Source organism: Bacteroidota bacterium, assembly GCA_016183775.1.
Classification (GTDB): Bacteria; Bacteroidota; Bacteroidia; order JABDFU01; family JABDFU01; genus JABDFU01.
In genome coordinates, this window is the sequence record JACPDY010000081.1 from 1 (window position 1) to 26651 (window position 26651).

Here is a 26651-nt window from a genome sequence, read left to right on the forward strand (position 1 = left end):
GACGAAGATCATTGTCGAAAACGTAAAAACAATGCCGCTGAAAACTTTTCTTTGGCCAGAAAAATCGCCTTAAACATTATTCGGGCATACAAAGGTGACAAAAGAAGCCTTAAAAGACGAAGACTTCAGGCTGGATGGCGAAATGATTATCTTGAAGAATTGTTAAAATCTTGATGCGGTGGCCCTGGCAGTTCCCATGCATATGGCCCTCTTTCGTTTATTTATCGTACCTTTGCGCCTCACTAAATAAGGCAAAATGAATAGATTTGAAGCGTTGGGGATCACAGGGCCTGCTATAAAAGCAATTGCTGACCTTGGGTTTGAGAATCCAACACCCATACAGGAACAGGCAATACCGGTTATTTTAAAGCAAAGTAAAGACCTGGTTGCTTTAGCGCAAACAGGAACAGGCAAAACTGCCGCCTTCGGGTTGCCGTTGACTCAACTTGTTGATTTTAATAAACGTAATGTACAGGCACTTATACTTTGTCCTACACGCGAACTTTGTTTGCAAATTACAGGTGATCTGAAATCATTTACCAAGTATATCCCGAATGCTAACGTAACGGCTATTTATGGAGGAGCCAGCATTGATGCCCAGGCTCGTGATATACGTAAAGGTTCACAGATAGTTGTTGCCACTCCGGGCCGTATGGTTGATATGATTGAGCGCAGGTTGGTTGATATTAAACTGGTTCAGTGGGCGGTGTTGGATGAAGCGGACGAAATGCTGAACATGGGCTTCCAGGAAGACCTCAATAGTATATTATCACATACCCCTAAAGATAAAAACGTGTGGTTGTTTTCCGCTACCATGCCTGCTGAAGTATCACGCATCGCAAAAAAATACATGGAGAACCCGCACGAAATTACAGTGGGTAACCGTAACCAGGGTGCTGCGAATATTGATCACGTTTATTATGTGGTTCATGCAAGAGACCGTTACAACGCACTTAAGCGTATACTTGATTTTAACCCGGGGGTATATGGTATTGTTTTTTGTCGTACCCGATCCGAAACACAGGAGGTATCGGACTCATTGATCCGCGATGGTTACAGCGCCGACTCACTGCATGGTGATCTGTCGCAGGCACAGCGGGATTTTGTAATGAAACGTTTTAGGGCTAAAACCATACAAATGCTGGTAGCAACAGATGTGGCAGCTCGCGGCATTGACGTGGATGATATTACACACGTTATCAATTATAATTTGCCTGATGAGATAGAAAGTTATACGCACCGCAGCGGACGTACAGCACGTGCAGGTAAATCTGGTGTTTCCATTGTTATTCTTAATATGAAAGAATTCGGGAAGATCAGGATGCTGGAACGGATCATCGGGAAAAAATTTACGGAGGCAAAAGTTCCGAGTGGATTCGATGTATGTGAGAAACAATTATTTCACCTCGTAAAAAAGATACATGATACTGAAGTGAATGAAAAGGGTATTGAACAATACCTGCCTAAGATCATGGAAGAGCTGAAAGACCTGAGTAAAGAGGAACTGATCAAACGTTTTATTACGGATGAATTCAGCCGCTTTTTAAATTATTACAAGAATGCTGCTGATCTGAATGCACATGGAGGAGAGCAAAAGAAAGAGCGTAATGTAACTACAAAGCGAATGTTCGTTAACCTTGGCCAGCTGGATGGTTTGGATAACTCGAAATTAAAGCACTTCATAAATACTTTTTGCGGGATAAGCCCGGGCCCTGTTGTGGCTGCGGATGTACGTCATACTTATTCGTTTGTTGAAGTGGAAGCGGCCTTGTATGATCAACTGGTAGCGAAGATGGTGGGAGCCGAGCATAATGGACGTCCGGTTAAAATGGAATTGTCAGCAAGAGCACAGCGTGAATCATCAGGCGGTTACGGGGGTGGTTACAAAAAGAGCAGTGGAGGCAATGGCTGGTCGTCGGGCAGCAATGGAGGGGAAGGGAAGAGAAGTTACGGCAGTTCATCGCGCGGCGGATCTTCATACAGAGGCGGAAATAGTGGAAGCGGAAGTGGAAGAAGCTCTTCGCGTTCATACAGGGATAAGAAGTAAACAGCCTTCCTTCCGATACTTACCGGGATTCCCGGGGAGGCTAAAAAGTAAATGTTGTGCCGCAAAGCCTCATTTCTTGAACCTGTACTCCTTTTATTTTCAGTAATTTTTCTTTTATTGCTTTTGAATTTTTTTTACGGACATTAATCGTTATCGTACATTGTATGTCGTAAACGGGATCTACCTGTTCCGTTTCATATTCTTTTATTATCTGCATCACATCATTCATTGCCTCGTAATCGAACAGAATTTTGAAAGTATCGGTTATCAGTTTTTCAGTGACCGAGCTTTTGTCCAGGGTCTCAGCAGCAGCACTTCTGTAGGCATTGATAAGGCCATGGGTGCCTAAAAGCGTTCCGCCAAAGTATCGGACAACTATGACAAGCGCTTGTGTGATGTTTCTCGAAATAATTTGATTCAGGATAGGCTTACCCGCAGTATTTGCAGGCTCTCCTGCGTCACTTGTGCGGGTATGTTCACCCATCGGACCCAACCGACAGGCATAGCAAACATGCCGTGCTGAGAAGTGCTCCTTTTTTATTTTCAGAATATGTTCCTTTACTTCTTCTTCAGACTTTACACTGAATGTATATGCAATAAATTTGCTTCCTTTTTCTTTATATACTGAATTTGCAGGGGATGCAATAGTAAAATAACTATCGGGTGTTGAATTCATTAAATCAATTGATCAGGTCATCTTACTTAATAATATTTACCTGCACGACAGCTTTTTCCTGAACAGAGATTATTGATAAATAATATAAGCCGGAAGGGAAAGGTTCTGTATCTATAGTAATCTTGTTATTCATAATACCGTTGCTTTGCCAAAATGTTTCACCCAATATGTTAATCAGGCGCATTTCTTTAACACTAATATTGTTGAGTTCAATATTAATTATGTCTGATGCCGGATTAGGAAACAGTCTGATTTCGTCACTCTTGTTGTGTTTGGCTATACCTATCACATCAGGCATTTCAACAACCACAGAGTCCTTTCCGGGATTAATCGAAATATCACTGCCATCACTGCTTACGGCTCTTATCTGTGAATCAGAAATGAATAATGTATGGTATTTCTGAACAGGCAGATCAGGCATACTGCTTTTGATGGGAATTGTCAACTCTCCGATCGCACCGTCGTTTGATATATTTTGATGATTGATCCTGGTTACTCCGATATCCATTCGTCCGATTGAACCAAAGTTCTTTGTTATGAAGATGAGATTTGACCCATTAATTCCAAGCCAGGAATTATTTGCAGTAAATTTTATTTGAGTAGAGTCAACGATTTTCGGATCGTAGTAAACGCTGAAGGCCAATCCGTAAATATTTACCTGGTTTGTAGCTGATCCGAGTATTACCGGAACATTGAGTTTAGTGCCTGCCAGCGTAGTGTCAACAGGGAAACCGAATGTAAGCTCGGGTGTTCCGCTGATATAATCGGGCTTTGCCAATTTCAGGCTGTGACTAAGCGCATAATTTTTGATAATAGCCGTTGTATCATCCGAATTGATCACTCCATCACCGTTACAATCGGCATGTTTTTCATTTATAATTGTATTGGGCAAATTATTTGTCCAGTCATTGGCCGCCTGACCTACCCAGTTGATTGTCGAGCCCGGCCGCACAGGTCCCTGATCGCCATAACCCAGGCCAAGGGCCAGTATATCGTATACGTTCGCTATTCCGCTATAGTCGGCATCTCCGGGCCAAACGCAAAGGCTGTTGCTAACTACAGCTTCGGCTGTTGAGTTACATGCATTACTATCTGTGGTTGTTAGTGTATAGCTTCCTGCAGAAAGGTTGGAAATTGTTTGTCCAAAAGCTCCTGTGCTCCACGAATATGTAAAAGTGCCGGTGCCACCACCTGCAACCGCAACAACTGAACCGTTATTCTGACTGCATGTTATTTTTGTTATAGTAAAATTAATCGTTGTTTTTGCAGGTTGAGCAATGCTGACAATATTAATGCTTTTGCAGTTGTTGGAATCAGATATTGTCAAGACATAATTTCCTGACAATAATTTTTCTGCAAAATAATTTGTCGACCCATTGCTCCAGGTAAAGCTGTACCCTGTTAATCCGCCGGCAATACTGGCAGTTGCTTTGCCTGTGCTGTCTCCGATACAATTAACGTTATCAACGGCAATTGTGACATCTCCGATCGAAACATCAGAGATGCATGTAGATCCGGTTTTAGTACATGAATTCATATCGGTTACCGTTAACGTAAAACAGCCTACCGTAAGGTTGCTTACAGTCGTCCCTTTAGTACCTTCACTCCAGTTGTATGTTAATGTTCCGCTTCCTCCTGCGCTGGAAGCAATGGCGTTTCCGTTATTTGCTCCACAGGTTGTATTTGTAGTTGAAAAAACAGGGGTGCTGATCGCATTCGGCTCAGTTAATGTAACGGTACTTGTTTTTTTGCAACCTTTACTGTCAGTGATCGTAACCGTATAATTTGCAGCGGCGAGGTTTGTTGCAACTGATCCGCTGAATCCATTACTCCATGAGGTTATGTACGCGGGAGTTCCTCCTGAAACCATTACACCGGCAGTACCATTTTCAGATCCGTTACATGAAACGTTCGTCGAAGCGATTGTCAATACTAAAGCACTAGGTTCGGTTAATGATACTATTGATGATGCTACACAATTATTTGCATCAGTAATGGTTACGATATATGAATTAGCTGTTGCATTGTTTAGCACAGCAAACGGCGATATTGTACTTCCCGCTGTTCCTTCACTCCATACATAGGCATATGGAGGGGTGCCCCCTGTAATACTTGCAGATACAGAGCCGGTTTGCCCGTTGCAATTTATAGCCGTACTTACACTTGTTGTAACAACAGGGCCAAAAATGTTAGTGATAGCAATTGTACTGGTTTTAATGCAATTATAGGCATCAGTTACACTCAACGTATATGTACCAACTGATAAACCTGAAGCAGTTTGCCCAATCGTACCATTACTCCAGTTATAGGAGAGCATTCCTGTGCCGCCCGCACTTGAAGCAGTCACGCTTCCGTTGTTTAATCCGCAAGTTGTGTTTGAAACAATAAATGTAGGCTTGCTTATTCCATTTGGTTCTGTTATTGCAATGCTTCTCATCAAAGTACAGCCCTGGCTGTCCGTTACTGTGACGGAATAATTTGCGGCTGCCAGATTTGCTGCAGTCACTCCGCTGGTACCGTTACTCCATGAAAACACATAACCGGGAGTTCCGCCGGTAGCAGCAACAGCAGCGGATCCCGTTGCGGCCCCATTGCACAAAAGGTTAACTGTGTTAATGGATGCTGAAATAAGAGACGGCTCCGTAATTGAAATACTTGTAGATGAAGTGCAATTGTTGGCGTCTGTAACAGTTAAGGTATATGAATTTGAAACAGCATTATTAAGAATAAGTATTGAGGCAGAAGTGCTGCCATTGGTCCCATCACTCCATACATAATCAAAAGGGCCGGCTCCGTCTGAAATGTTCACTGTTAGTGAGCCTGTTTGTCCGTTACAACTGATAGCGTTACTGATACTTGCCGATGTTAAAGGAGGAAGAGAATTACTTATTGTAATTGAATTTGTTTTGATACAATTATTACTATCTGTAATAGTAAGAGTATAAGTTCCCGCCGACAAGCCTGATGCAGTTTGATCGTTTGAGCCATTACTCCAGCTATAAGTAAGTGTTCCGCTGCCGCCTGCGCTGGATGCAATGGCACTTCCATTGTCAGTTGATCCACAGGTCGTATTTTTAATAATAAATGTAGGGTTGCTTATGGCATTGGGTTCAGTAATAGTAACACTTTTTGTCAGGGTGCAGCCTTTGCTGTCGGTTACGGTTACAAAGTAACTTGAGGCAGAGAGATTCACAGAAGTCACACCATTTGTACCATTACTCCATGAAAACATGTAGCCGGAAGTTCCCCCTGCAGCAGTAATGGCGGCAGATCCTGTCGCCGATCCATTGCACAAAATATGAACCGGGGTTATTGCTGCCGTGAGAACAGTTGGTTCTGTAATTGAGATGGCTGTTGATGAAGTGCAATTGTTGGCGTCTGTGACGGTTAATGTATATGAGTTTGCAACAACATTGTTAAGAATAAGAGTGGTAGCTGAGGTGCTGCCAGTCGTTCCGTTACTCCAGGCATACCCAAAGGGAACTGCGCCGCCTGAAATGACAGCGGATAGTGAACCCACCTGTCCTTGACAATTTATCCCACTGCTAATACTAAGTGCAGCTACCGGGGCGGGTGAATCTGTAATAGCTATGATACTGCTGGATGTACAGTTATTATTATCTGTTATCACCAGTGTGTATGTATTGGCAGAAAGATCAGTAATTGCCTGGTCGCTGCTGCCATTACTCCAGCTATATGTCAAACCTCCGCTGCCGGTGCTTACTATAGCTGTTGCATTACCATTGCTTTTTCCACAGGTTTCATTTGTAATAATGATATTATTTATTAAAAGAGCTGTAGCTGGTTCTGTAATAGTTCCGGTACCAAGTGTTCTGCATCCGGAGGCATCTGTAACTGTTACTGTAAAGCCACCTGCAGCAATATTGTTGATCGTTTGTCCAAGGGCTCCGGTATTCCAGGAATAAGTAAGCGCACTTGTTCCGGTCGCGCTCACAACTGCCGAACCTGTACTGCTGCCTTTACATAAAATATTTGTTTGCTTCAGACTGTCAATTGTAGGGGCGAGACTGTCTTTAAGCATGATACTTTGTGACCTGATGCATCCCAAAGCATCGCTGACCGTGATCTCATAAATGCCCGCTGACAGGTTATCAGAAGTCGGAGATGTTCCTCCTGCACTCCAGCTATAGGTCAGTGTTCCGTTTCCGCCGGATACGGAAGCCAGCGCACTTCCATTGTTCAGTCCGCACGAAGAAGGGGTTGGAGTAATTGAGTCTATTTTAATAGTGTTGGTTTCCGTGATGATCACTGTTGATGAATAAGTGCATGCTTTACTGTCAATAACTGTTATTGTATAGTTTGCCGCAATAAGATCGGAAATTGTTGTCCCGGAGCTTCCATTGCTCCAGATGTAAACATATCCCGGACTTCCTCCCTGGGCAGTAACAGTGGCCGATCCATTTGTTACAGGGCTACATAACACATTCTGGCTTGTTATACTGGCCGAAAGAGCTGTAGGTTGAGTCAGGGGAATTGTTATAGTAGAAGAACAGTTATTATTATCTGTAACCACTAGTGAATAGGACCCTGCCAATAAATTCTCAAGAAGTATTAACGAAGATATAGCTGTTCCTGAACTACCGTTACTCCAACTATATGCATACGGACTGCTGCCACCCGAAATATTTGCAGTAATTGCTCCCGTTGATCCGTAGCAAATTATTGATTGGGTAACCATTCCGGTTAATCCCGGCCCGGAAATATTATTTAATGTTGTTAAACTGCTTGCAGAACAGTTCTGGCTGTCGGTTACAATAAGTGTATAAGTAGCCGCAGAAAGATTATTTGCTGTTGGGCCGGTTACACCATTGCTCCAGCTGTATGTTAATCCACCTGTGCCGCCGTTTGCTGTCGCTGTTAATGTTCCATTACCGCCCCCGCATACTTCATTTACAGATGTTATGCTGTTAATAGAAACAGCCGCGGCAGGTTGAGTGATAGTAATAGTGCTTACCAGGTTACAGTTTTTTTGATCAGAAACAGTACAGGTATAAGTAGCAGCGACCAGATTGCTTATTGAATTGGTACTTGCGCCGATATTCCATAAATAAGTATATGGGCCCGTTCCTCCATGTGGATTAATGGTCGCGCTGCCGTTACTTCCGGCATAACATATAACATCTACCCCCGATAGATTTGCCGTGAGGGCTGCAGGGGCAGTCAGAGAAACGGATGCAGTAGCGCTGCAATTATTTTTATCCGAAACGGATACAGTATATGATCCGGCAGTAATACTATTAAAAACAGCGGAAGTAAGTGATGTAGTTCCGGACGATCCACTGCTCCAGCTATAGGTATAAGGCCCCGTTCCACTGGTAATTAATAAAGTAATTGATCCCGTCTGTCCGTAACAATTTATAACATTGCTTACAAATGTTGATAGGGAAGGGCCTGTTATATTATTGATCGTAGAAGCACTGCTTGCTGTACAACTCTTGCTGTCGGTTACAACAAGTGTATAAGTAGCCGCAGAAAGATTATTTGCTGTTGGGCCGGTTACACCATTGCTCCAGCTGTATGTTAATCCACCTATGCCGCCTGTTGCCGTTGCGGTCAATGTTCCGTCGCCACGCCCGCAGGTCTCATTTACAGATGTGATACTGTTAATAGAAACAGCCGCGGCAGGTTGAGTGATAGTAATAGTGCTTACCAGGTTACAATTTTTTTGATCAGAAACAGTGCAGGTATAAGTAGCAGCGACCAGATTGCTTATTGAATTGGTACTTGCACCGATATTCCATAAATAAGTATATGGGCCCGTTCCTCCATTTGTACTGATGGTCGCGCTTCCGTTATTTCCGGCATAACATATAACATCTACCCCCGATAGATTTGCCGTGAGGGCTGCAGGGGCAGTAAGAGAAACGGATGCAGTAGCGCTGCAATTATTTTTATCCGAAACGGATACAGTATATGATCCGGCAGTAATACTATTGAAAACAGCGGAAGTGAGTGATGTAGTTCCGGACGATCCACTGCTCCAGCTATAGGTATAAGGCCCCGTTCCACTGGTAATTAATAAAGTAACTGACCCCGTCTGTCCGTAACAATTTATAGCATTGCTTACAAATGTTGATAGGGAAGGACCTGTTATATTATTGATTGTAGAAGCACTGCTTGCTGTACAACCTTTACTGTCGGTTACAACAAGTGTATAAGTAGCCGCAGAAAGATTATTTGCCGTTGGGCCAATTACACCATTGCTCCAACTGTATGTTAATCCGCCTGTGCCGCCCGTTGCCGTTGCGGTCAATGTTCCGTCGCCGCGTCCGCAGGCCTCGTTCGATATGATTATGCTGCTTATTGTAACCGGAGAGGCCGGCTGGGTAATTGAAATAGTCTTAACAATTTTACAATTTGAAGCATCGCTGACCGTGCACGTATAGATAGCCGCGTTCAGATTGCTGATTGTAGCGGTTGTTAATCCATTGTTCCATTGGTAAGTGTATGGGCTTGTTCCGCCGGTTGAGGAAATAACAGCGGAGCCATTATTTGAACCATTACAGCTAATATCAGTTGAACTTGCTGTCACCACAGGAGGGGTACCCACAGTGATATAATTGTTAAAGGATTGAGTTGCTGAGCCGCTGCTATTGGTTGCCGTGAGCGAAACACTGTATGTTCCGGAAGAGTTATATTTCACGCTTGGATTTTGAAGTGTTGAGGTGGAAGGTGTTCCACCGCTGAAGCTCCACAACCAGGACGTTGGCTGGCGGGTGCTTTGATCAGTGAATTTCACAGTGTCTCCGATACATATTTTTGTTTTATTGGCGGAGAAATCAGCCACAGGAGTGCAGGTGGTATAATTGATCATTGCTCCGGGGCCGCAGCCATTGGCAACCATGCTTCTGCTTTGAATATCATTACCACCGGCTATATCGTTCGCGCTCAGTATTCGTCTGTATTGTCCATTTGAAATGGCATAATTTAATATGGCAGTCGAATTAATTACATGGCCAAGTTGTCGTCCATGACCAAGTTCATGAGAGGCAATAGATTCAAAATCATACTGACCTGAACTAGGAAGGGCAGGGCCAAATTGCCAGGTTTGTGGACTTATATTATTACCGTTATCGAAAACAAGATCATGCTCTTTTACATACCAAACCAGACCTCCGGATGAACAGCCTGCCCAGTATGTATAACAGGTTCCCAATACGCCTGCCGGTAAAGGATCATTATCATCAAATGCAACAAGGTTAGTATTGTCGTTTGCATGAGAATTTATAGCTGTCGTTGAACCAATAGTCCAGTTAATACCCGTATTACAGCGCCATGTGCCCAGCGCTCTTATGAAGCTGGCATTTGCGGCTGCATTAGCACTGAATGCAGTGTTCATTTGCCAGGTATAGCCTCCGCTTCCGTTGCTATTCACATGATCTGTTAAATAAGCCTCTATGCCATTTCCGTCATCATAATTCACATTCAATTCGGCATAGTTTATGGTAAGCGTTGAGCTGCTGGTCGCGGAACTGCCCCGTGTTACTTGTATCGTGCCGGTACCGGCCTTGCTGGGTACTTCAACAACGATCTGGTTGTCGCTCCATGAAATATATTGAGAGGCGAGCGGATTAATATAGTTTGAACCGCCATTGTCAGAATTTTTGAAACCAACAACTCCGCTGCTCTGTGTTACTCCGAAGCCGCTGCCCGTAATCGTTAATTGTGATTTTGTTCCCGCAGAAATGACAGAGGGGCTGAAGCTGCTAATGACAGGCGCTGCAGCAGTTTTTACAGCACTTTTAAAGTAGCTGGTTAAGTCGAATGGTTTTATAACAGAAAATGCCTGCTGTGTTTGATTTGTAATGACATTATAAAACGTTGTGGTTACATTATAATATACACGAAATGGGTCAGCGGCTGTTGCGGATAACGGGTCGTAGCGGATAAATCCCTGCATGCCTGCGTAAACAGCATAGTCAGGATATGGATCGTTATTATCAACAGGAGCAGCCGACACATTGGATGAACAGGTAAAGAGGCCAACCTGGCCTATCTCCAGCTCCAGGCCAGAGCTGACCGTGACACGGTCCAGGCCCACTGTTCCGCCCTCGGTAATAATATTTATAGCAGAACCTGTTGTTATACCTTTAAACACTTTATATATCTCCAGGGTATTGCTGGTATATATCATCCGGTGGCCGGCATCCCAAAACGACGATTGGCTTATTACTTTGCCTTCTATGATAAGCTCAGATGTATTTATCCGGTCGGCAAGCGGAACTTCTTTTAAAAGACATTGAGCGCTGAATGAATACGCTGCAAGTGTAAATAGTAAAATGTATATGTATTTTATACCCGCTTTGGTCATTATAAAAAGAGAATGTAGGTGCCTCAAAATATTCTGGTTCAATCTGATAATATATCTGTTTTTTTTGAATGCTTGCAAATATAAAATATTGTCAAATTCCCTGTGCAATATTCTGTTTCTTTTTGTTACTGATAATGCCTTTCAGACTTGTTTTTATAGGGGAAATTCCTTATATACTTATGGTGAAATCAGTGATCAAGGTGTGTTTTCGTCGATAATTACACATTGAGGCGTAAAGACTTAAGATTCAAATGAGATTAATGGAAATGAGTATAATCGATATCAAGGCACAAATAATGCCAAATAAATTTAGCATTGATAGTTTTTCCCTGAAAAAGAGGTAAGCGGCGACCGCCGAAACCGTAACTACCCCCATATTGTTTACGGGATATAAAACACTGCTTTCAAACAATTTTGCATCTAACGCCTTTATCAGGGTGAATATTGAAAAGAAATTGGGTATCCCTAAACATATACCAGCCACAATATTTCTGAATTCTATTTTTATTTTTTTTAGAATTAATCTGACAAAAAGGATCGAAGCACCTGCAATAAAAGCCGCTCCAAAAGCAACAGCCAAAAATAATTCATTGTTTTGTCCGTGCAGGTAATTGACCTGGGCATAATTCACCACCGCATCAATGATCCCGCTTCCTGTGAAAACAATAACAGGTAACAGTATCAATTGTTTACCGTTAAGAGGGGCTACTGAAGTATTCTCTCTCCTTGATGTCATGTAAACTGCAGCGAGGGCGAGTGTGATGCCGACCACTTTTTGAACTGTTATTGGATCTTTGTACAAGCAGAAGGCGACAGAAACAGGAATAACGACCGACATTTTGTTCGCTACAGTAGCCGCCGAAACACTTATCCGGATTGCTGTTAACGAAACAGCATAGAAAATAGAAATAAATAATCCCCCAAGCAATATGCTTATGGGTAACCATTGTGGAAAATACTCAATACCGCTAGTTGTATCTCCGGTTAAAAAGCCGATCGACGAGGCGGTCAGGTAGTTGAAAACAAGAGCCTGGAATATGTCGATTTTATATTTTTCAAAAACCTTGAAAAATAAGATCAATGAACTGGTTAAAATAATACTTAATAATAGGTAGGTCATTCCCGATAGTTATTTTCTCCCGCTACTTTATTCACTCGCCCCTCGTCCCTTTCACTCGTCCCTTTTAACCAATCGCCTCAATAATATCCTGCTTGGTGATAATATGGGGAGCACCTGTTTCATCTTTTACCAGGACAGCAGTATTTTCTTTGGTTATTTTTTTTGAGACCTCCCGTATGTTTGTTGAAGCGTCTACGAAGGGAAGGGGAGGCTGCATAAGTAATTCAATTTTTTGCTCACGTAATTCAGGCTTTGTCAGTAGTTTGCTGAACAGGTAGGAGTCATCTATGGATCCGACAAATTCGCCTTTATGTGTCACAGGGATCTGCGAAATATTAAACCGTATCATTTTTTCGAGAACAACATTTACGGGAGTGTCCGACTCAATGGTAATAAGTTTGTTGTGTTTGTGGCTTTGAATAAGGTCAATGGCTTTGGTTTTTTCTGTGGTAAGAAATCCCCTGTCGCGCATCCACTCGTCATTGAACATTTTGCCGAGGTAGCGTGTGCCATGGTCGTGAAAAATGATCACTACCACATCATCCTTCGTTAACTTATCCTTTAACTGGAGCAGGCCCGCGATGGCTGAGCCTGCTGAATTACCCACAAAAATTCCCTCCTGGCGAACGATCTCACGGGTATATATGGCGGCGTCTTTATCGGTAACCTTTTCAAAATGATCGATCACATTAAAGTCAACATTCTCCGGAAGAAAATCTTCACCGATTCCTTCGGTTATATACGGGTATATTTCATTCTTGTCAAAAATGCCGGTTTCCTTATACTTCTTGAATACTGATCCATAGGTATCAATTCCCCATACTTTTATTTTCGGATTTTTTTCCTTTAAATATTTTCCCGTACCGCTTATTGTGCCGCCTGTTCCGACCCCGACAACCAGATGAGTTATTTTGCCCTCTGTTTGTTCCCATATTTCAGGACCCGTGGTTTCATAGTGGGCCTGTGTGTTCGATGGGTTGTCATATTGATTGGCCTTCCATGAATTGGGAGTCTCTTTTTCGAGACGCGATGAAACAGAGTAGTAGGAGCGGGGATCCTCGGGAGCAACATTCGTAGGACAAACAATCACTTCCGCGCCAAAAGCGCGCAGGGCATCCACTTTTTCTTTGCTCTGCTTATCTGTGGTGGTAAAAATACATTTGTACCCTTTAATAATTGCACACATTGCCAGTCCCATCCCGGTATTGCCGGAGGTGCCTTCAATAATAGTATAACCGGGTTTTAGTTTGCCCTGCTTTTCCGCGTCTTCTATCATTTTCAAAGCCATGCGGTCCTTAATGGAATTGCCGGGGTTAAATGTTTCCACCTTAGCCAGGCAAAGGGCCTTAACGTCCTTAGTGACCTTGTTTAATTTAACCATTGGTGTATGGCCTATGGTTTCGAGAATGTTATTGTAATACATAATAAGGTTTGTTTTAAAGATAAATTACCATTATAGTTTCATTACCCCGACCTTAGGGTCGGGGTAATGAAAAAGACCCTTAAAATTTGGCTTTAGCCCAACATGATCGCTAAAATACTAAGATTAGCTGAATCGTATTGCCTTTACCGGGGTGATTTTTGAAACAATAAATGAAGGCACCAGGAGCATCACCAAACACGTAATGAGTGTTCCGGCATTCAGAAGTAATACATGTACAATATCAATATTAATAGGCACTACAGGCACATAATACGTTTCTTCGGGCAAGGTGATGATCCCGAAATACTGCTGTACCAGGCACAACCCCAGACCAATAACATTACCCCAAAATAATCCCAGTCCGATCAGGTAAGCCGCATTGTATAAAAACACCTTCTGTATGTTCCAGTTGGTCGAGCCCAGCGCTTTTAGTATCCCGATCATATTGGTGCGTTCAAGGATGAGTATAAGCAGTGCCGATATCATGTTGATAGACGCCACGAGCACCATAAGCCCGATCACGATCATCGCGTTCACATCCTGCAGGTCGAGCCACGAAAAAATAGTTTCATTCACCTGCCGTATAGTTTGCGCGATCAGGTTCTGACCCACTAATTCATCAACAGCCTCGCCCGCTTTATCAATATCATTGAAATCTTTAATCGTCACTTCAAAGCCTCCCACCTGGTTTTTATCCCAATAGCTCAGTTTCTGCACCTGCGCGATGTCAACAAACACCATTTTTTTATCATACTCATCAAAGCCTGTGCTGTAAATGCCGCTGATGAAAAATTCCTTTACACGCTCTTCGTATTGTATAGTGCCGGCGGAATCGTTATACTTCTTTTGCGTGATAAAATAGATCAGCAGGCGGTCGTTGATCTTTTTATCCAGTCGCCCGGCAATATTTTTCGATATAACAATTTTTTTTTCGAGATTATTGTCGTTGACTTTAAATACGTCGCCTTCCTTCATGTTTTTTTTGATGAAGCTCCAGTCAAAATCACTGTCAATACCTTTCAGCAACACACCTTCATTGTCTGTTTTTGTTTTTATCAACCCGTTTTTAAGGGCAAAGACCTGCACATGTTTTACTTCCGGAAGTTTTTTCAGTAAGGGTAAAAAGTCCTGCTGCCGGCTGATCGGGGCAGGTTCCTGGGAAGTGTTATTATCGTAATTGATGATCTGGATGTGCGCGCCGAACCCGATTATTTTTTCCCGAATCTCATTCTGAAAGCCGGTTACAATGGCAATGGTAATGATCATTACCGCTAAGCCCAAAGCAATGCCGCCAACAGCGATGCGAACAATTGGAGTTGATATCTGTTTAGTTTGCCGCCCGCCGCTTAAAATACGTTTGGCTATGAAAAATTCCGCATTCATATATGGTAACTAATAGTTACGAATTTACAAATTTTAAGGGTGCTTGTATCTGACTTTTGCAGATCATTTAATATGATAGAACAGGAATTGAACCGTATATTCGTATTCGCTTTTTAATAATATGGGTAAAAGTTTAATTGTTCTGTTTCAGATCATCAGCTTCAGCCTGTTCACACAGGGCCTGGTGCAGATTAATAATGCTGAGAAAACAGCTGCTGACGTGAAAGTAGGCGCACAGCGTTTCGACATCTATCTGCCCCTGCTTAAGGACAAAGTGATTGCCATTGTGAGTAATCAAACCTCGTTGGTGGGGAATACCCATTTGCTGGATACCTTACTTTCGCTTGGCGTTACTGTGAAAAAAATATTCGGTCCTGAACATGGTTTCAGGGGAACTGCAGATGCCGGGGCGGATGTTAAAACCATGAAGGATATAAAAACGGGCATACCTGTTATTTCACTTTATGGTAAAAAGGAAAAACCTTCAGGTTCCGATCTGAAAGGTATTGATATTGTTGTGTTTGACATACAGGATGTAGGTGTTCGTTTTTACACCTATCTGTCGACCTTGCATTATGTAATGGAGGCTTGCGCCGAAAACAATAAACCGGTAATTGTACTCGACAGGCCTAACCCCAACGGATATTACATAGACGGACCTGTACTCGAAGATAAATATAAGTCATACGTGGGTTTGCACCCTGTGCCAATTGTGTACGGCATGACCATTGGTGAATACGCGCTGATGATAAACGGAGAGAAATGGTTGAAACATGCTGTGCAATGCAGCCTGAAGGTGATACCGGTTGAAGGCTACGATCACAACGATTATTATGAACTTCCGGTAAAGCCATCACCTAATTTGCCGAACATGGCTTCCGTTTACCTGTATCCTTCGCTCGCTCTTTTTGAAGGTACAGTGGTAAGTGTTGGCCGCGGTACGGAAACACCTTTTGAAGTAATCGGCCATCCTAAACTGCAGAACGCAAAATTTCAATTCACCCCGCACAGCATTCCGGGGGCAAGTGTGAATCCGCCATATAAAGACCAATTATGTTACGGTTTCGATCTGCGTAACTTTGGCAACCTGTTCATAAAAAATACGAAAAGCCTTTATTTGTACTGGCTGCAGGGCACTTATAAAAACACACCCGATAAGGCGACTTATTTTAACAACTATTTCAATACCCTTGCAGGAACCGGAACCCTTAAGCAGCAGATTATTGATGGAGTTGATGAAATCACTATTCGAAAGAGCTGGGAGCCCGGTTTGAAGCAATTTAAAGAGATCCGGAAAAAGTATTTGCTATATAAAGATTTTGCCCCCTAAGCTTCTCCAATAGCGGTCTCTATGCGCACGAAAATTCTCCATGCGGATTCAGGAAGCAGCTAAAAACAAAACAACCGGTACAGATTAACTCCATACCGGTTGTAATGAATACTAATTACTTTTTTATTTCAAATGTTTAGAAAGGTGTTTAGACATTTCAAACATGGATACCTGGCCTTTGCCACTGAAAATAGGTTTCAGTTTAGCATCAGCGTTGATCATACGTTTGTTCTTTTTGTCTTGCAGGCCATTTGATTTGATGTAAGCCCATAATTTTTTAACAACCTGGCTGCGAGGAATAGCGTTTTTTCCAACAACTTCTGCTAAAGCAGCGCTTGGTGTGTAAGGTTTCAATAGTGCCGCGTTTGGTTTGCGTGCCGATTTTTTGGCTGGAGCTTTCTTAGCAGCTTTTTTAGCCGTTTTTTTTGCCATGATTTAATTTAGATTTTAGGGTTAAAATTTGTTTTACCGAGAGCAAATATAGATTATTTCCAATTACCCAAGGGGAAATTTATCAGTACTTATTCACTATTTGTGAGGGTGTGATCAGTTGTCGGGTTGGCTGCGTAGTCAATGACATCTTTAACTTGCTTGTGACTTCTTAACCGATAAAAGGCCTGGCAACTAATTCAACACCTTTGCCTGGCTGGTTGTATGATTATGCCGCTCACCAATTTGCTGGCGCCACATAGCATGATACAGGCCCATTTGTTTTAGCAGATCATCGTGTTTGCCCGATTCAATGATACGGCCGCGCTCCAGTACAAATATCCGGTCGGCATGCATGATGGTGGATAAACGATGCGCTATCATAACCGTAATGCGATCTTCGCCGCTTGATACATCTCTTATGGTCTTGGTGATCTCTTCTTCCGTTAGTGAATCAAGCGCGGAGGTAGCTTCGTCGAAAATAACTAAATGAGGCTTGCGCAAAAGGGCGCGGGCAATGGATAGGCGCTGCTTTTCACCCCCCGATACTTTAATGCCGCCTTCGCCGATAACCGTTTCAATTCCATTTGCAGCGCGGGCCAGTAAATTCTGGCAAGCCGCTTTATTCAGGGCGTCCATACATTCGGCATCAGTGGCGGTCGGGTTAACAAATAACAGGTTTTCTTTGATTGTTCCCGAGAACAACTGTGTGTCCTGCGATACAAAACCTATCTGCCTGCGCAATTCGTATATATCAATTTCCTGTTCGGGAATGTTATTGTATTTAATAGTCCCCGAAACAGGTTTGTATAAGCCAACCAGCAGCTTCACCAATGTTGTTTTACCGGAACCCGAAGGACCGACAAACGCGATTGTTTCGCCGGTTTTAATTTCAAAGCTTATTCCATCGACAGCATTGGTACCGGCACTTTGGTGGCGGAACACTACCTCATTGAATGAAAGTGAATTTACAGAACCAAGTTTTACAGGATGTGCCGGTTTGGGCTCCGGCGACTTGTTCATCAATGTTTCAAAGTTTTGCAGCGAGGCCTGTGTTTCACGGTAAATGGCAATAACATTACCCAACTCCTGCAACGGTCCGAAAATAAAGAAAGAATACAACATCAGGGTGAATACTTCCCCGATATTTATTTGTCCCCTGAAAACAAGGAAGTACAGCATGAATACAAGACAGGTACGTAAAAAATTAACCGAAGTACCCTGAACAAAACTCAGGCTGCGGATGTATTTTACTTTGTTGAGTTCAAGTTTCAGTATTTTTTCTGTAACTGTATTTAATCGCCCGATCTCCTGCTGTGTAAGCCCCAGGCTTTTTACCAACTCAATGTTCCTTAACGATTCGGTGGTAGATCCGGCGAGAGCGGTTGTTTCGCCCAATATAGTTTTCGATACAGTTTTTATTTTTTTACTTAACAGAGAGCTTATTAGTCCAAGCACCGGAACAGTTAAAAGAAACAATGGCGCGATGACCCAGTGAACACGTATAGCATACACTACAACAAAAACAACTCCCACTAATGATTGGAAAACCACATTCACAAACGATGTGATGAATTTTTCCGAATCGGAACGCATCTTCTGGATCTTTCCCAGTGTTTCGCCGCTGCGCTGGTCTTCAAATTCATGGTAAGGAAGTTCAAGCGAGTGTTTGATCCCGTCTGTATACATTTTTGCTCCCGTACGCTGTATAATAACATTTGTAAAATAATCCTGGAAGTTTTTGGCAATGCGAGATACCATTGCCACTCCCATTGAAGCGAGCAGCAGAAAAATGATCATATTAAAGAATACCGGTAACGATCGTTCTGTAGTGGTATCCGTAAAAAGTGTGGCAAAGCGGTTCATGATCTTCCCGCCAATGTATGGGTCGGCCAAAGAGAAACATTGGTTAATGGCCGCGAGCAAAAGAGCAAGGATGCCCAATGCCCAATGGTTTTTTAAATAGGAGAAGAGTAGTTTCATGCAGGTGGTAAAGGTAGTAAATGTTGGTGGTTCCCGGTTCCGGGCTCAATGCAGATCGTTACTTTTTATGATCTGAACAGAGCCTGAAAATCAAAAATCCTTACTTGTATAGGATCCTGCTTCTTTGGTGCTGGTCTTTTGCCCGTTCTTGTATACGATGATGAATGCGTCGGGAACACCCTGGTCGACCAGTATCTTTTTATAATTTTTTGCGTCGTCATAATTGCCAAAACTTCCAACAGTAAGCAGGGTCATAGGGCCTTCTTCATTAAGAACAATACCTTCTATCTGGATGAATCTGCGGGCCATATCTTCGTTCATCTTCTCCCGTGTGCGATAGGCGCCTATTTGCACTTTGTATTCCAGCCTGGCCCATTTTTTCGCTTGGGCATTCACTACTTCCATGTTAAACGCGTTCATTACTTCCTGTTCAAATTTAGCTTTGGATGTTATATCAACAATAAAAGCATCCTTGTAACCGGTTTCAATTATTGCCTTTTTTAAGGCCTCGGCAGTGGCACGGATAGAAGTCCCGCCAACAACATATCGTATAATCCCTTCCTTGTCAACAAATCTTTTTACGTTTTTCAGATTAGGAAAGTTGGTATTGGGTAATTGCTGCGCGAATGCACCAACCTGCACCGCATACAGAGGATCTTTTTTAGAAAAAACAACTTTGCGCATTTTTAAACCTTTTACCAATTCAATATTTCCTTTAAGTTCGGGTTTAGCTGGTTCTGTGGGAGCCGGTGTCGGAGCAGGGGAAGGAGTGGCAACAACCTGTTCCGCTGGTTTTTGAACAGCAGGTGCAGGCATTTCAAGTTTGGGTTCTTCAACAGGTGCCTTTGGTACAGGTGCTGCAGCGAGTTCCGGTCCGATACATTCAGCTAACCGTGCACGGGCATCCTGTACGTAATCGTTCGAATTATCACCAATGATAGAAATAAATTCATTGAATACTTTTTTGGCCTCATCGCAGCGTTTGTGGTAGCAATAGCAAACACCAAGGTAATAGAGCGTATAGACAGGTGTTCTGCGTTCCTTGTAATAACTTGGGTTGTATTCGTTGGTATTATATTTTAATGCATATTCAAGGAGGTCAAGCGCTTTGTCTTTTTCGGTGTTTGTAGCTACGTAACATACTCCTATCAGGTATTTAAGATTCGGGTTGTCGGGATCCATTTTATCCAGTTCATACAACATTGGCAGTGCTTCCGTGAATTTTTCGAAGCGCAGGGTTATGACTACCTGGTTGAATTTGTTAATGAATTCTCCGCTTTCGTTATCAATGGCAAAGCCGAGGCCGGCAAAGCTGAATGCTAAAACAATAAAGATTTTTTTCATCTGTATATAATTTTATAAGTTGCTGTATTGTCAGATGGAATACGCCATATTCATTTTCGGTTGGCATGCCGAAGGTATATGGCTATTTCATGAAAACAGGTTTTTACATATAACCAAAATTAACCCTATTATAAGCCGGGGGAGGAATGGGAATTAAAAGGAATTAAACAATGTGATGTTAATAAGTCTGGAGGGGGGGGTAAAAAATAATAGCGCCGGCTAATCAAGCTCAGCCATCAATACCATTAATTTTTCTAACTGGTTACGCATTCCAATGATATCGTAGCCATAGTTGTTTGCTATCATGGCAAAAGTAAGCGTTCTGCCGCCTTTGGTTGTTACATATCCGGCATAGCTCCTTACACGCGACATATATCCGCTTTTTGCCCGCACATTTTTTTCTGCGGACGTTCCTTTGCATATTGAGCTAAGGGTTCCGGATTGTCCGGCCACGGGAAGTGAATTGTAAAAAGTGTCGAAGTTCATGGTATCTTTTCTATAAACCTGCAGCAGTTTCACCAGTTGTTTAACCGAAATGGCATCAAAGCGCGATACCCCGCTGCCATCCACCATATAAAAGCCACCGGTATTGATCCCGTTTTGTTTAAAGTATTCGTACACAATATTGACTCCGCCCGGTGTACTGCCATAACCGGTTTCCATAAGTGATAATGTGCGTAGTAAACTCTCTGCATAAAAATTCTGGCTTACATGATTCGTATGCCATATAATGCTGGCTAGCGGAGGAGAATGTGTATTATGGAATGAAACTCGTTCCTTATTTATTGTTTTGTTTTGCAAACGCAGCCTGCGCGTTGTGGTTGATGAGTCACGAACGGTAATGCCCTGTTTTTTCAGATAGAGGTAAAGCGTATGCGCGCAATAATGTGCCGGATCGGGTATCGCGCTTTGTGCGACAAGGTCCTGGTCGTTTGCAGCTATGGCCCCTTTAAGGTACCGCTCGTTCATATAAGGTGATCCGGATGCGTATGCATGATCTTTCACTCCGTTCTTATTTACACCAAGACAATTTATGAGTGAAAGTCCGGGGATACATTGTGTAACTGTAAAATAAGGTTTAGTCTGGTTTCCCTTCACATTAATATCAAATACATTCTCATGAAACGATAATCCGCAGGGGCCAATGCCATAATCACTTTGCATGTCTTCCCAGGCCCATCCTGCCGGTATCATATCCTCATCAAATACATCAGCATCGCCCACTATGGCTCCATAAATGGAATCGACGCCCTGATTTTTAATAGCGGTTGCCCAATTTTCGAGTACTTTTTCTTCGTTGCTCTCTCCAAATACCGGTGAACCAAGTGTAGGATCACCGCTGCCTTTAATATAAATGTTCCCTTCAAGCACTTTAGTTGTTTTATTTATTGTGCCATCATATTGCAGGCGGGTAGTATAGTGAAAATTGGCACCCAACTTGTTCAAACAGGTGCCGGTGGTTATTATTTTCATTACTGAGGCGGGAACAAGGCTCTGTTCACTGTTAAATTCAAGTATGACTTTTCCACTGTCGGGGTCGGAGAGGTAAAATCCAAAAGCCGAGTGCCGCATAGAATCGGAGGCAAGCAGTTTTTCTACTGCATACCTTAAGCCTTCCAAAGCAGTGGTATCGTGCAATAGTTTTGTATCGGTGGAAGAAGTTTTTTTTATTGATGATGAAGAAGTTGTTTTGCGGGGAGCTGCAGTTTGAAGCTGATAAAGAAAGATGCTGCCCACAATGGCCGAAACACCGATCACAATAACGACAATGGAAGCCACTTTCTTTTTCACACTGCAATGTTAGAAATAATTTGGCATCAACGCCCGTTTATAAATTGGAGATACTGTTTTTTTTAATATATATTTGCGAATTCCGATTGTAAATAACATGGATTATGGATATTGAAGAGGTGAATGTAATTAATAGTATCAGGATTGGGCCTTTTACTGTTTCATTGAGAACCGATGGTTTGGTTCACGTCCATGCAACGGGAGAGGAAATAGATCTGGCCGGGTATAAAAAACTGGTGGAAGAGATGGCTAAAATGACTTCGTGGAAAAAAGTACCCGTTTTATGTACTGCGGATGAATTTTTTATTCCAAATGAAGATGTCAGAAAATATCTCACTAAACCGGAATCAAATCCATACAGTTTGGCAACAGCGCTGGTTGTTTCTTCTATTTCTCAAAAGCTGGTTGGCAATTTTTTTATGACGGTTATGAAACCAACTCGCCGGATCAGGATATTTACCCGCAAGGATGATGCAATAAAGTGGCTCAGGAATTATTTGTAGCCAATTCACTTGTCAGCTGTTTCAGCACACTTTCATTTATTTCGTGTTTCCCGTTAAAAATTATTGACCGGAATTTTATGTTTTGTTTTTTCAGGAGATCACAATGCTGTTCAAACTGAACAGGATTTATATATTCATCCTGATTTCCTACGACAAGAATAAGTTCTGTTTCGTTTAACTTTTTTCTGCTCACTTCAATATTCATATCTGGCGGGAAAACACTGGCCCATAAAACAAGAGTATCAATTTTACTTTTTCCCAGGTTCAGCCAACGACTTACGGTCGCTCCTCCCTGCGAAAATCCGATCACATTCACCCGCACTTTTTTATCCGGCAGCTGAGTCATCACTTCTTTATAAACCTGGTCGAGGTAATTCACATAATCCTTTATATCATCATGCCTGTCTTCCTTTGTCATCCACGATGCAACAATGTGTCCGTCGAAATTTTTCCAATAAAAACGATGCAGCCCTTCCGGTGCAACGACTAGGGTATTTTTACTACTCAGTGATTCAAAATTTTTGAGAAAAAAATTGGCCAGTTGGGCGTAACCATGGCAAACAAACCAAACGTGCTTAATGTCATCGCCGGGTTCACCCAAAACAAAATAACGGGCAGTTTTGGGAACAACAATATTCTTTTTAATCACGGTATATCCGGTTTATATACCATCTCCGTCAAGCAGATTGCCAATGCCGCCTAAAATGCTGCCCTCTTCTTTACGGGAACCTGTACCATATGATAGTATACGGCTGGCCAAACGGCTAATGGGCAGTGTTTGAAGCCAAACCTTTCCGGGACCGGTCAATGTCGCGAAAAATAATCCTTCACCGCCAAATATTGTATTTTTTATGCCGCCAATAAACTGTATGTCATAATTAACAGCACCTGTAAAGGCTACGATACAACCAGTGTCCACGCGTAATGTTTGTCCGGCTTGCAGTTCTTTTTCAACAATATGTCCGCCTGCGTGTACAAAGGCCATTCCGTCACCTTCCAGTTTTTCCATGATAAACCCTTCTCCTCCAAAAAGTCCCGTACCCAGCTTTTTCTGAAACTCAATGCCGACTGAAACGCCTTTTGCGGCGCAAAGGAACGCGTCTTTCTGGCATATCATCCGTCCGTTTAACAGGTTCAGGTCCATCGGAATGATTTTGCCCGGATAAGGCGCGGCGAAAGTAACTTTACGTTTGCCCGCGTTACCGTTATGTGTAAAGGCTGTCATGAATAAACTTTCGCCGGTAAGTAAGCGTTTCCCGGCCGACATAAGCTTTCCCATAAAACCCGAATTTTGTACAGAACCGTCACCGAATATGGTTTGCATCTGTATGTCGTTCTCCATCATCATAAAGCTGCCTGATTCGGCCACAACCGTTTCCTGTGGATCAAGTTCTATTTCAACACACTGCATTTCTTCGCCGTGTATCGCATAATCAATTTCGTGATTTGTTCTCATGTTCAATTTGATTTAATAATTGGAACTATTTGTAAATTCAGAATCCCTGTTGAAATCGAAAAGTCATTCGGATATCAATAGGGATTCTGTGGTCAATAGAGTTAATCAACTACAACAACTAAATATTTGGAGGTTCCCCAAAAATCGTCGCTATTATTAATAACAAGTTTTTCAATTTTTTTGCCCTGTTCTCCTTCAATTTTATACGACCCAGAAGGATGCGGGGTAACTACCTTAGCTTTTTTACAAGCCAATGGGATATCTTTAACTGTACTTGCATCAACCTTAGTGAAATAACTTTTATTGAAGTCCTCCTTCAATTTAGCTGTTTTGCCAATACCGATAAATCCTCCTTCTTTTGTCAGAACACCTTGTGCAGTTAATTCTTTTGAAGTTCCAAAGGCGTAATATACTGTATTCATTTTTTCAGTTTTCAGTTCCGATTCCTGTTTAACTTCTTCAAAAGTTGTCTGAAGTGTGGAGAGTTCAACATTCATTCTTTCAAGTTGACCTTTCAGATCAGCTATCTGCGCATCCTTTTCTTCAACCTGACTGGTGAGGCGGGCAAGCATTTTTTCCAGTTCTTCAATCCGTATATTAGATTTCTTCAACTTCGAACTCATGCTGGCAATTTTTTTCTTGTTTTTATCCATCAACTCGTATATAAGTTGTATGTCCGATACGATCTCTTCTTCTTTGCTTTTTACATCACCCTCTTTAGAGCGGGTATTGATAATTTTTTCCTTTTCCTTTATCTCGTCAAGGTTATCCTGTATCTGGTTGAACGAACGAATGAATGACTCAATAGTTGAATCTTTTTTGCCAACTTCTCCTTGCAGGCTGCCGTTAACCGCATTCAGACTGTCTTTAATACGATCGATCTCACTTTGTTCATTATTTCCGCAGGAAAATAAAAACGGTAATGCAAACAGGATAAACAGGTGCTTTTTCATGAGCTGTGATTTTATATATTTAGGTATCCAAAATTAGTAATAATTTTTATCAACAACCTTTTAAAGCCATATTCTATTGGCTACTTTTAGTTAATGGAAGAGAAAAAGGATAATTATTTTAAAGGCAGGGGTGCCCAGTTCAATACAACAAACAGGTTTCTGAAACAGGAATATGCACAGGAACATATAGAAGCTATTGATGAACCTTTATTGTCGAATTCAAAAACCCAGGTGTTTTATGAGTACCCCAAAAATATAGTGAACAGGGTGAAGAGCCCGGATACCTATTCCATCTATTCAATGAACCCCTACCAGGGTTGTGAACACGGATGTATTTATTGTTATGCCAGAAATACGCATGAATACTGGGGTTATAGCGCAGGACTTGATTTTGAACGGAAGATAATTGCCAAGCCTGATGCTGCAAAGGTGTTGACCAAGCAGTTGATGAATAAGAACTGGGAGGTACAGCCTATAATGTTTTCGGGTAATACAGATTGTTATCAACCTCTGGAACGGAAACTGAAAATAACTCGCAGTATGCTGGAGGTATTGCTTGAGTTCAGGCATCCGGTTGGGATGATTACCAAAAACACTCTCATTTTACGTGATATTGACCTGCTGGGAGAACTGGCGAAGTTACGGTTGGTACATGTAATGGTTTCTATTACTTCTTTGAATGAAGAGCTTCGTTTGGCTATGGAACCCCGTACCACAACTGCAAAGCAGCGGCTAAAGGTTATTGAAGAATTGAGCAAAGCCGGTATTCCAGCAGGTGTTATGACTGCTCCGATCATTCCGGGACTGAATAGTCACGAGATGCCGGCGATTATTGAAGCAGCGGCTGATCATGGTGCCGTGAATGCAGGTTATACTATGGTCAGGTTAAATGGTTCAATAGGCACAATATTCAAAGATTGGATCTATAAAAGTTTTCCGGATGCAGCGGTCGGACTTCCTATGAACTTGACCTGGGGGCCTTTAAAAGACCCATGGAGAAGAACGGGCAGATGAATTTGTTTTAAGAGTCGGAAGAGGGAAGTTTTACTACTGCTGACTTCGGACTCCGGACTTCCGGCCTCAAAGTAAAGGGTTTTAAAATATTTATAAACTTTCTTCGTCTAACTATATAAGATGGAGAATACAGCAACCATATCGTTAGTTATGACAAATGAACAAAACCAGAGCATAGGCCAGGTTGTTCAAAAGGAACAGAAGAGGTTACTTGATTTTATCCGTAAGCGGGTTCCTTCGGAAGAGGATGCTGAGGACATCCTGCAGGATGTTTTTTACCAGCTCACAGAGAGCTATCGGCTGATGAAACCTATTGAGCAGGTGTCGGCGTGGTTATTTACTGTCGCGCGTAATAAAATAACCGATATGTTCAGGAAAAAGAAACCGGATAATTTCAGTAGTCTGACTTTCGATAATCAAAACAGTGATGATGAGGGAGAAATATTCAGTATAGCTGATTACTTACCCGATGCATCGGAAGGGCCCGAAGCGGCTTATTTACGAAAGGTCATACTTAATACGCTGGATGAATCGCTGAAAGAATTGCCGCAGGAACAGCGCGATGTTTTTGTAATGCAGGAAATGGAACAAATGAGTTTTAAGCAAATTGCCGAGTTGACGGGAGAACCCGTGAATACACTTATTTCAAGAAAAAGGTATGCCGTACTTCATCTGCGGGAACGATTGAAAGAAGTTTATAACGAATTATTAAATATTTAAAAAATATCAGTAGTATTTTGATATTACTCAAAGATATTCAATTGATTACGATTTAGTTCTTTGAAATTTTGTTTTATTGAGGTTGCAAACAGTTGCGGAATGGGCGTTTTGTCAAAAATGCTTATGCTCAAAATTTGTAATATTTCG

The 26651-nt window shown here is 42.2% G+C and carries 17 protein-coding genes; 5 read left to right on the top strand and 12 right to left on the bottom strand.

Annotation, left to right across the window (positions count from 1 at the left end):
* The first annotated feature begins 256 nt into the window (after positions 1-256).
* Entirely contained in the window at positions 257-2047 is a 1791-nt protein-coding gene (locus HYU69_10315) for a DEAD/DEAH box helicase (GenBank protein ID MBI2270732.1), read from the top strand.
* 40 nt (positions 2048-2087) lie between these two features.
* Here the strand turns inward: HYU69_10315 and HYU69_10320 are convergent, their stop codons facing one another.
* The 5 genes from HYU69_10320 to HYU69_10340 all read right to left on the bottom strand — a co-directional run bounded on the left by HYU69_10320 (position 2088) and on the right by HYU69_10340 (position 14981).
* Positions 2088-2723, bottom strand: a complete 636-nt coding sequence (locus HYU69_10320; protein MBI2270733.1) for a YigZ family protein — start codon at positions 2721-2723, stop codon at positions 2088-2090.
* A gap of 22 nt (positions 2724-2745) precedes the next feature.
* Positions 2746-11055, bottom strand: coding sequence for a PKD domain-containing protein (locus HYU69_10325; protein ID MBI2270734.1), 8310 nt, complete (start codon positions 11053-11055; stop codon positions 2746-2748).
* 247 nt (positions 11056-11302) lie between these two features.
* Complete coding sequence (locus HYU69_10330) at positions 11303-12175, bottom strand: EamA/RhaT family transporter (GenBank protein ID MBI2270735.1); 873 nt, start codon at positions 12173-12175, stop codon at positions 11303-11305.
* 64 nt (positions 12176-12239) lie between these two features.
* A complete protein-coding gene (locus HYU69_10335; protein MBI2270736.1) occupies positions 12240-13598 on the bottom strand; it encodes a pyridoxal-phosphate dependent enzyme in 1359 nt (452 codons plus the stop codon).
* A 123-nt stretch (positions 13599-13721) separates the two neighbouring features.
* Complete coding sequence (locus tag HYU69_10340; protein MBI2270737.1) at positions 13722-14981, bottom strand: ABC transporter permease; 1260 nt, start codon at positions 14979-14981, stop codon at positions 13722-13724.
* A 121-nt stretch (positions 14982-15102) separates the two neighbouring features.
* On the opposite strand from HYU69_10340, the gene HYU69_10345 reads away from it, so the two are divergent.
* Complete coding sequence (locus HYU69_10345) at positions 15103-16311, top strand: DUF1343 domain-containing protein (GenBank protein MBI2270738.1); 1209 nt, start codon at positions 15103-15105, stop codon at positions 16309-16311.
* Positions 16312-16434: 123 nt separating this feature from the next.
* Here HYU69_10345 and HYU69_10350 read toward each other — a convergent pair whose 3' ends face one another.
* The 4 genes from HYU69_10350 to dacB form a co-directional block, all read right to left on the bottom strand.
* Positions 16435-16743, bottom strand: coding sequence for an SWIB/MDM2 domain-containing protein (locus HYU69_10350; GenBank protein MBI2270739.1), 309 nt, complete (start codon positions 16741-16743; stop codon positions 16435-16437).
* A gap of 192 nt (positions 16744-16935) precedes the next feature.
* Entirely contained in the window at positions 16936-18723 is a 1788-nt protein-coding gene (locus HYU69_10355; protein MBI2270740.1) for an ABC transporter ATP-binding protein, read from the bottom strand.
* A gap of 90 nt (positions 18724-18813) precedes the next feature.
* Positions 18814-20067: a hypothetical protein gene (locus tag HYU69_10360; protein ID MBI2270741.1), complete on the bottom strand. Its 1254-nt coding sequence runs from the start codon at positions 20065-20067 to the stop codon at positions 18814-18816.
* Positions 20068-20286: 219 nt separating this feature from the next.
* Positions 20287-21858: a D-alanyl-D-alanine carboxypeptidase/D-alanyl-D-alanine-endopeptidase gene (dacB, locus tag HYU69_10365; GenBank protein ID MBI2270742.1), complete on the bottom strand. Its 1572-nt coding sequence runs from the start codon at positions 21856-21858 to the stop codon at positions 20287-20289.
* Positions 21859-21962: 104 nt separating this feature from the next.
* On the opposite strand from dacB, the gene HYU69_10370 reads away from it, so the two are divergent.
* On the top strand, positions 21963-22361 hold the full coding sequence (locus HYU69_10370; protein ID MBI2270743.1) for an STAS/SEC14 domain-containing protein: 399 nt from the start codon (positions 21963-21965) through the stop codon (positions 22359-22361).
* Here HYU69_10370 and HYU69_10375 read toward each other — a convergent pair.
* The 3 genes from HYU69_10375 to HYU69_10385 all read right to left on the bottom strand — a co-directional run bounded on the left by HYU69_10375 (position 22345) and on the right by HYU69_10385 (position 24770).
* On the bottom strand, positions 22345-23010 hold the full coding sequence (locus tag HYU69_10375; GenBank protein MBI2270744.1) for a hypothetical protein: 666 nt from the start codon (positions 23008-23010) through the stop codon (positions 22345-22347). The genes HYU69_10370 and HYU69_10375 overlap by 17 nt on opposite strands.
* A 12-nt stretch (positions 23011-23022) precedes the next feature.
* A complete protein-coding gene (locus tag HYU69_10380) occupies positions 23023-23817 on the bottom strand; it encodes a TIGR00266 family protein (GenBank protein ID MBI2270745.1) in 795 nt (264 codons plus the stop codon).
* Between the two features lie 101 nt (positions 23818-23918).
* Positions 23919-24770 carry a hypothetical protein gene (locus HYU69_10385; GenBank protein MBI2270746.1) on the bottom strand — a complete coding sequence of 284 codons (852 nt, stop codon included), beginning with the start codon at positions 24768-24770 and terminating at the stop codon, positions 23919-23921.
* 93 nt (positions 24771-24863) lie between these two features.
* Between HYU69_10385 and HYU69_10390 the strand changes: the two genes are divergently transcribed.
* Both HYU69_10390 and HYU69_10395 read left to right on the top strand, forming a co-directional pair.
* Positions 24864-25784, top strand: a complete 921-nt coding sequence (locus HYU69_10390) for a PA0069 family radical SAM protein (GenBank protein MBI2270747.1) — start codon at positions 24864-24866, stop codon at positions 25782-25784.
* A 120-nt stretch (positions 25785-25904) separates the two neighbouring features.
* Positions 25905-26504, top strand: a complete 600-nt coding sequence (locus tag HYU69_10395; GenBank protein MBI2270748.1) for a sigma-70 family RNA polymerase sigma factor — start codon at positions 25905-25907, stop codon at positions 26502-26504.
* Positions 26505-26651 lie beyond the last annotated feature (147 nt).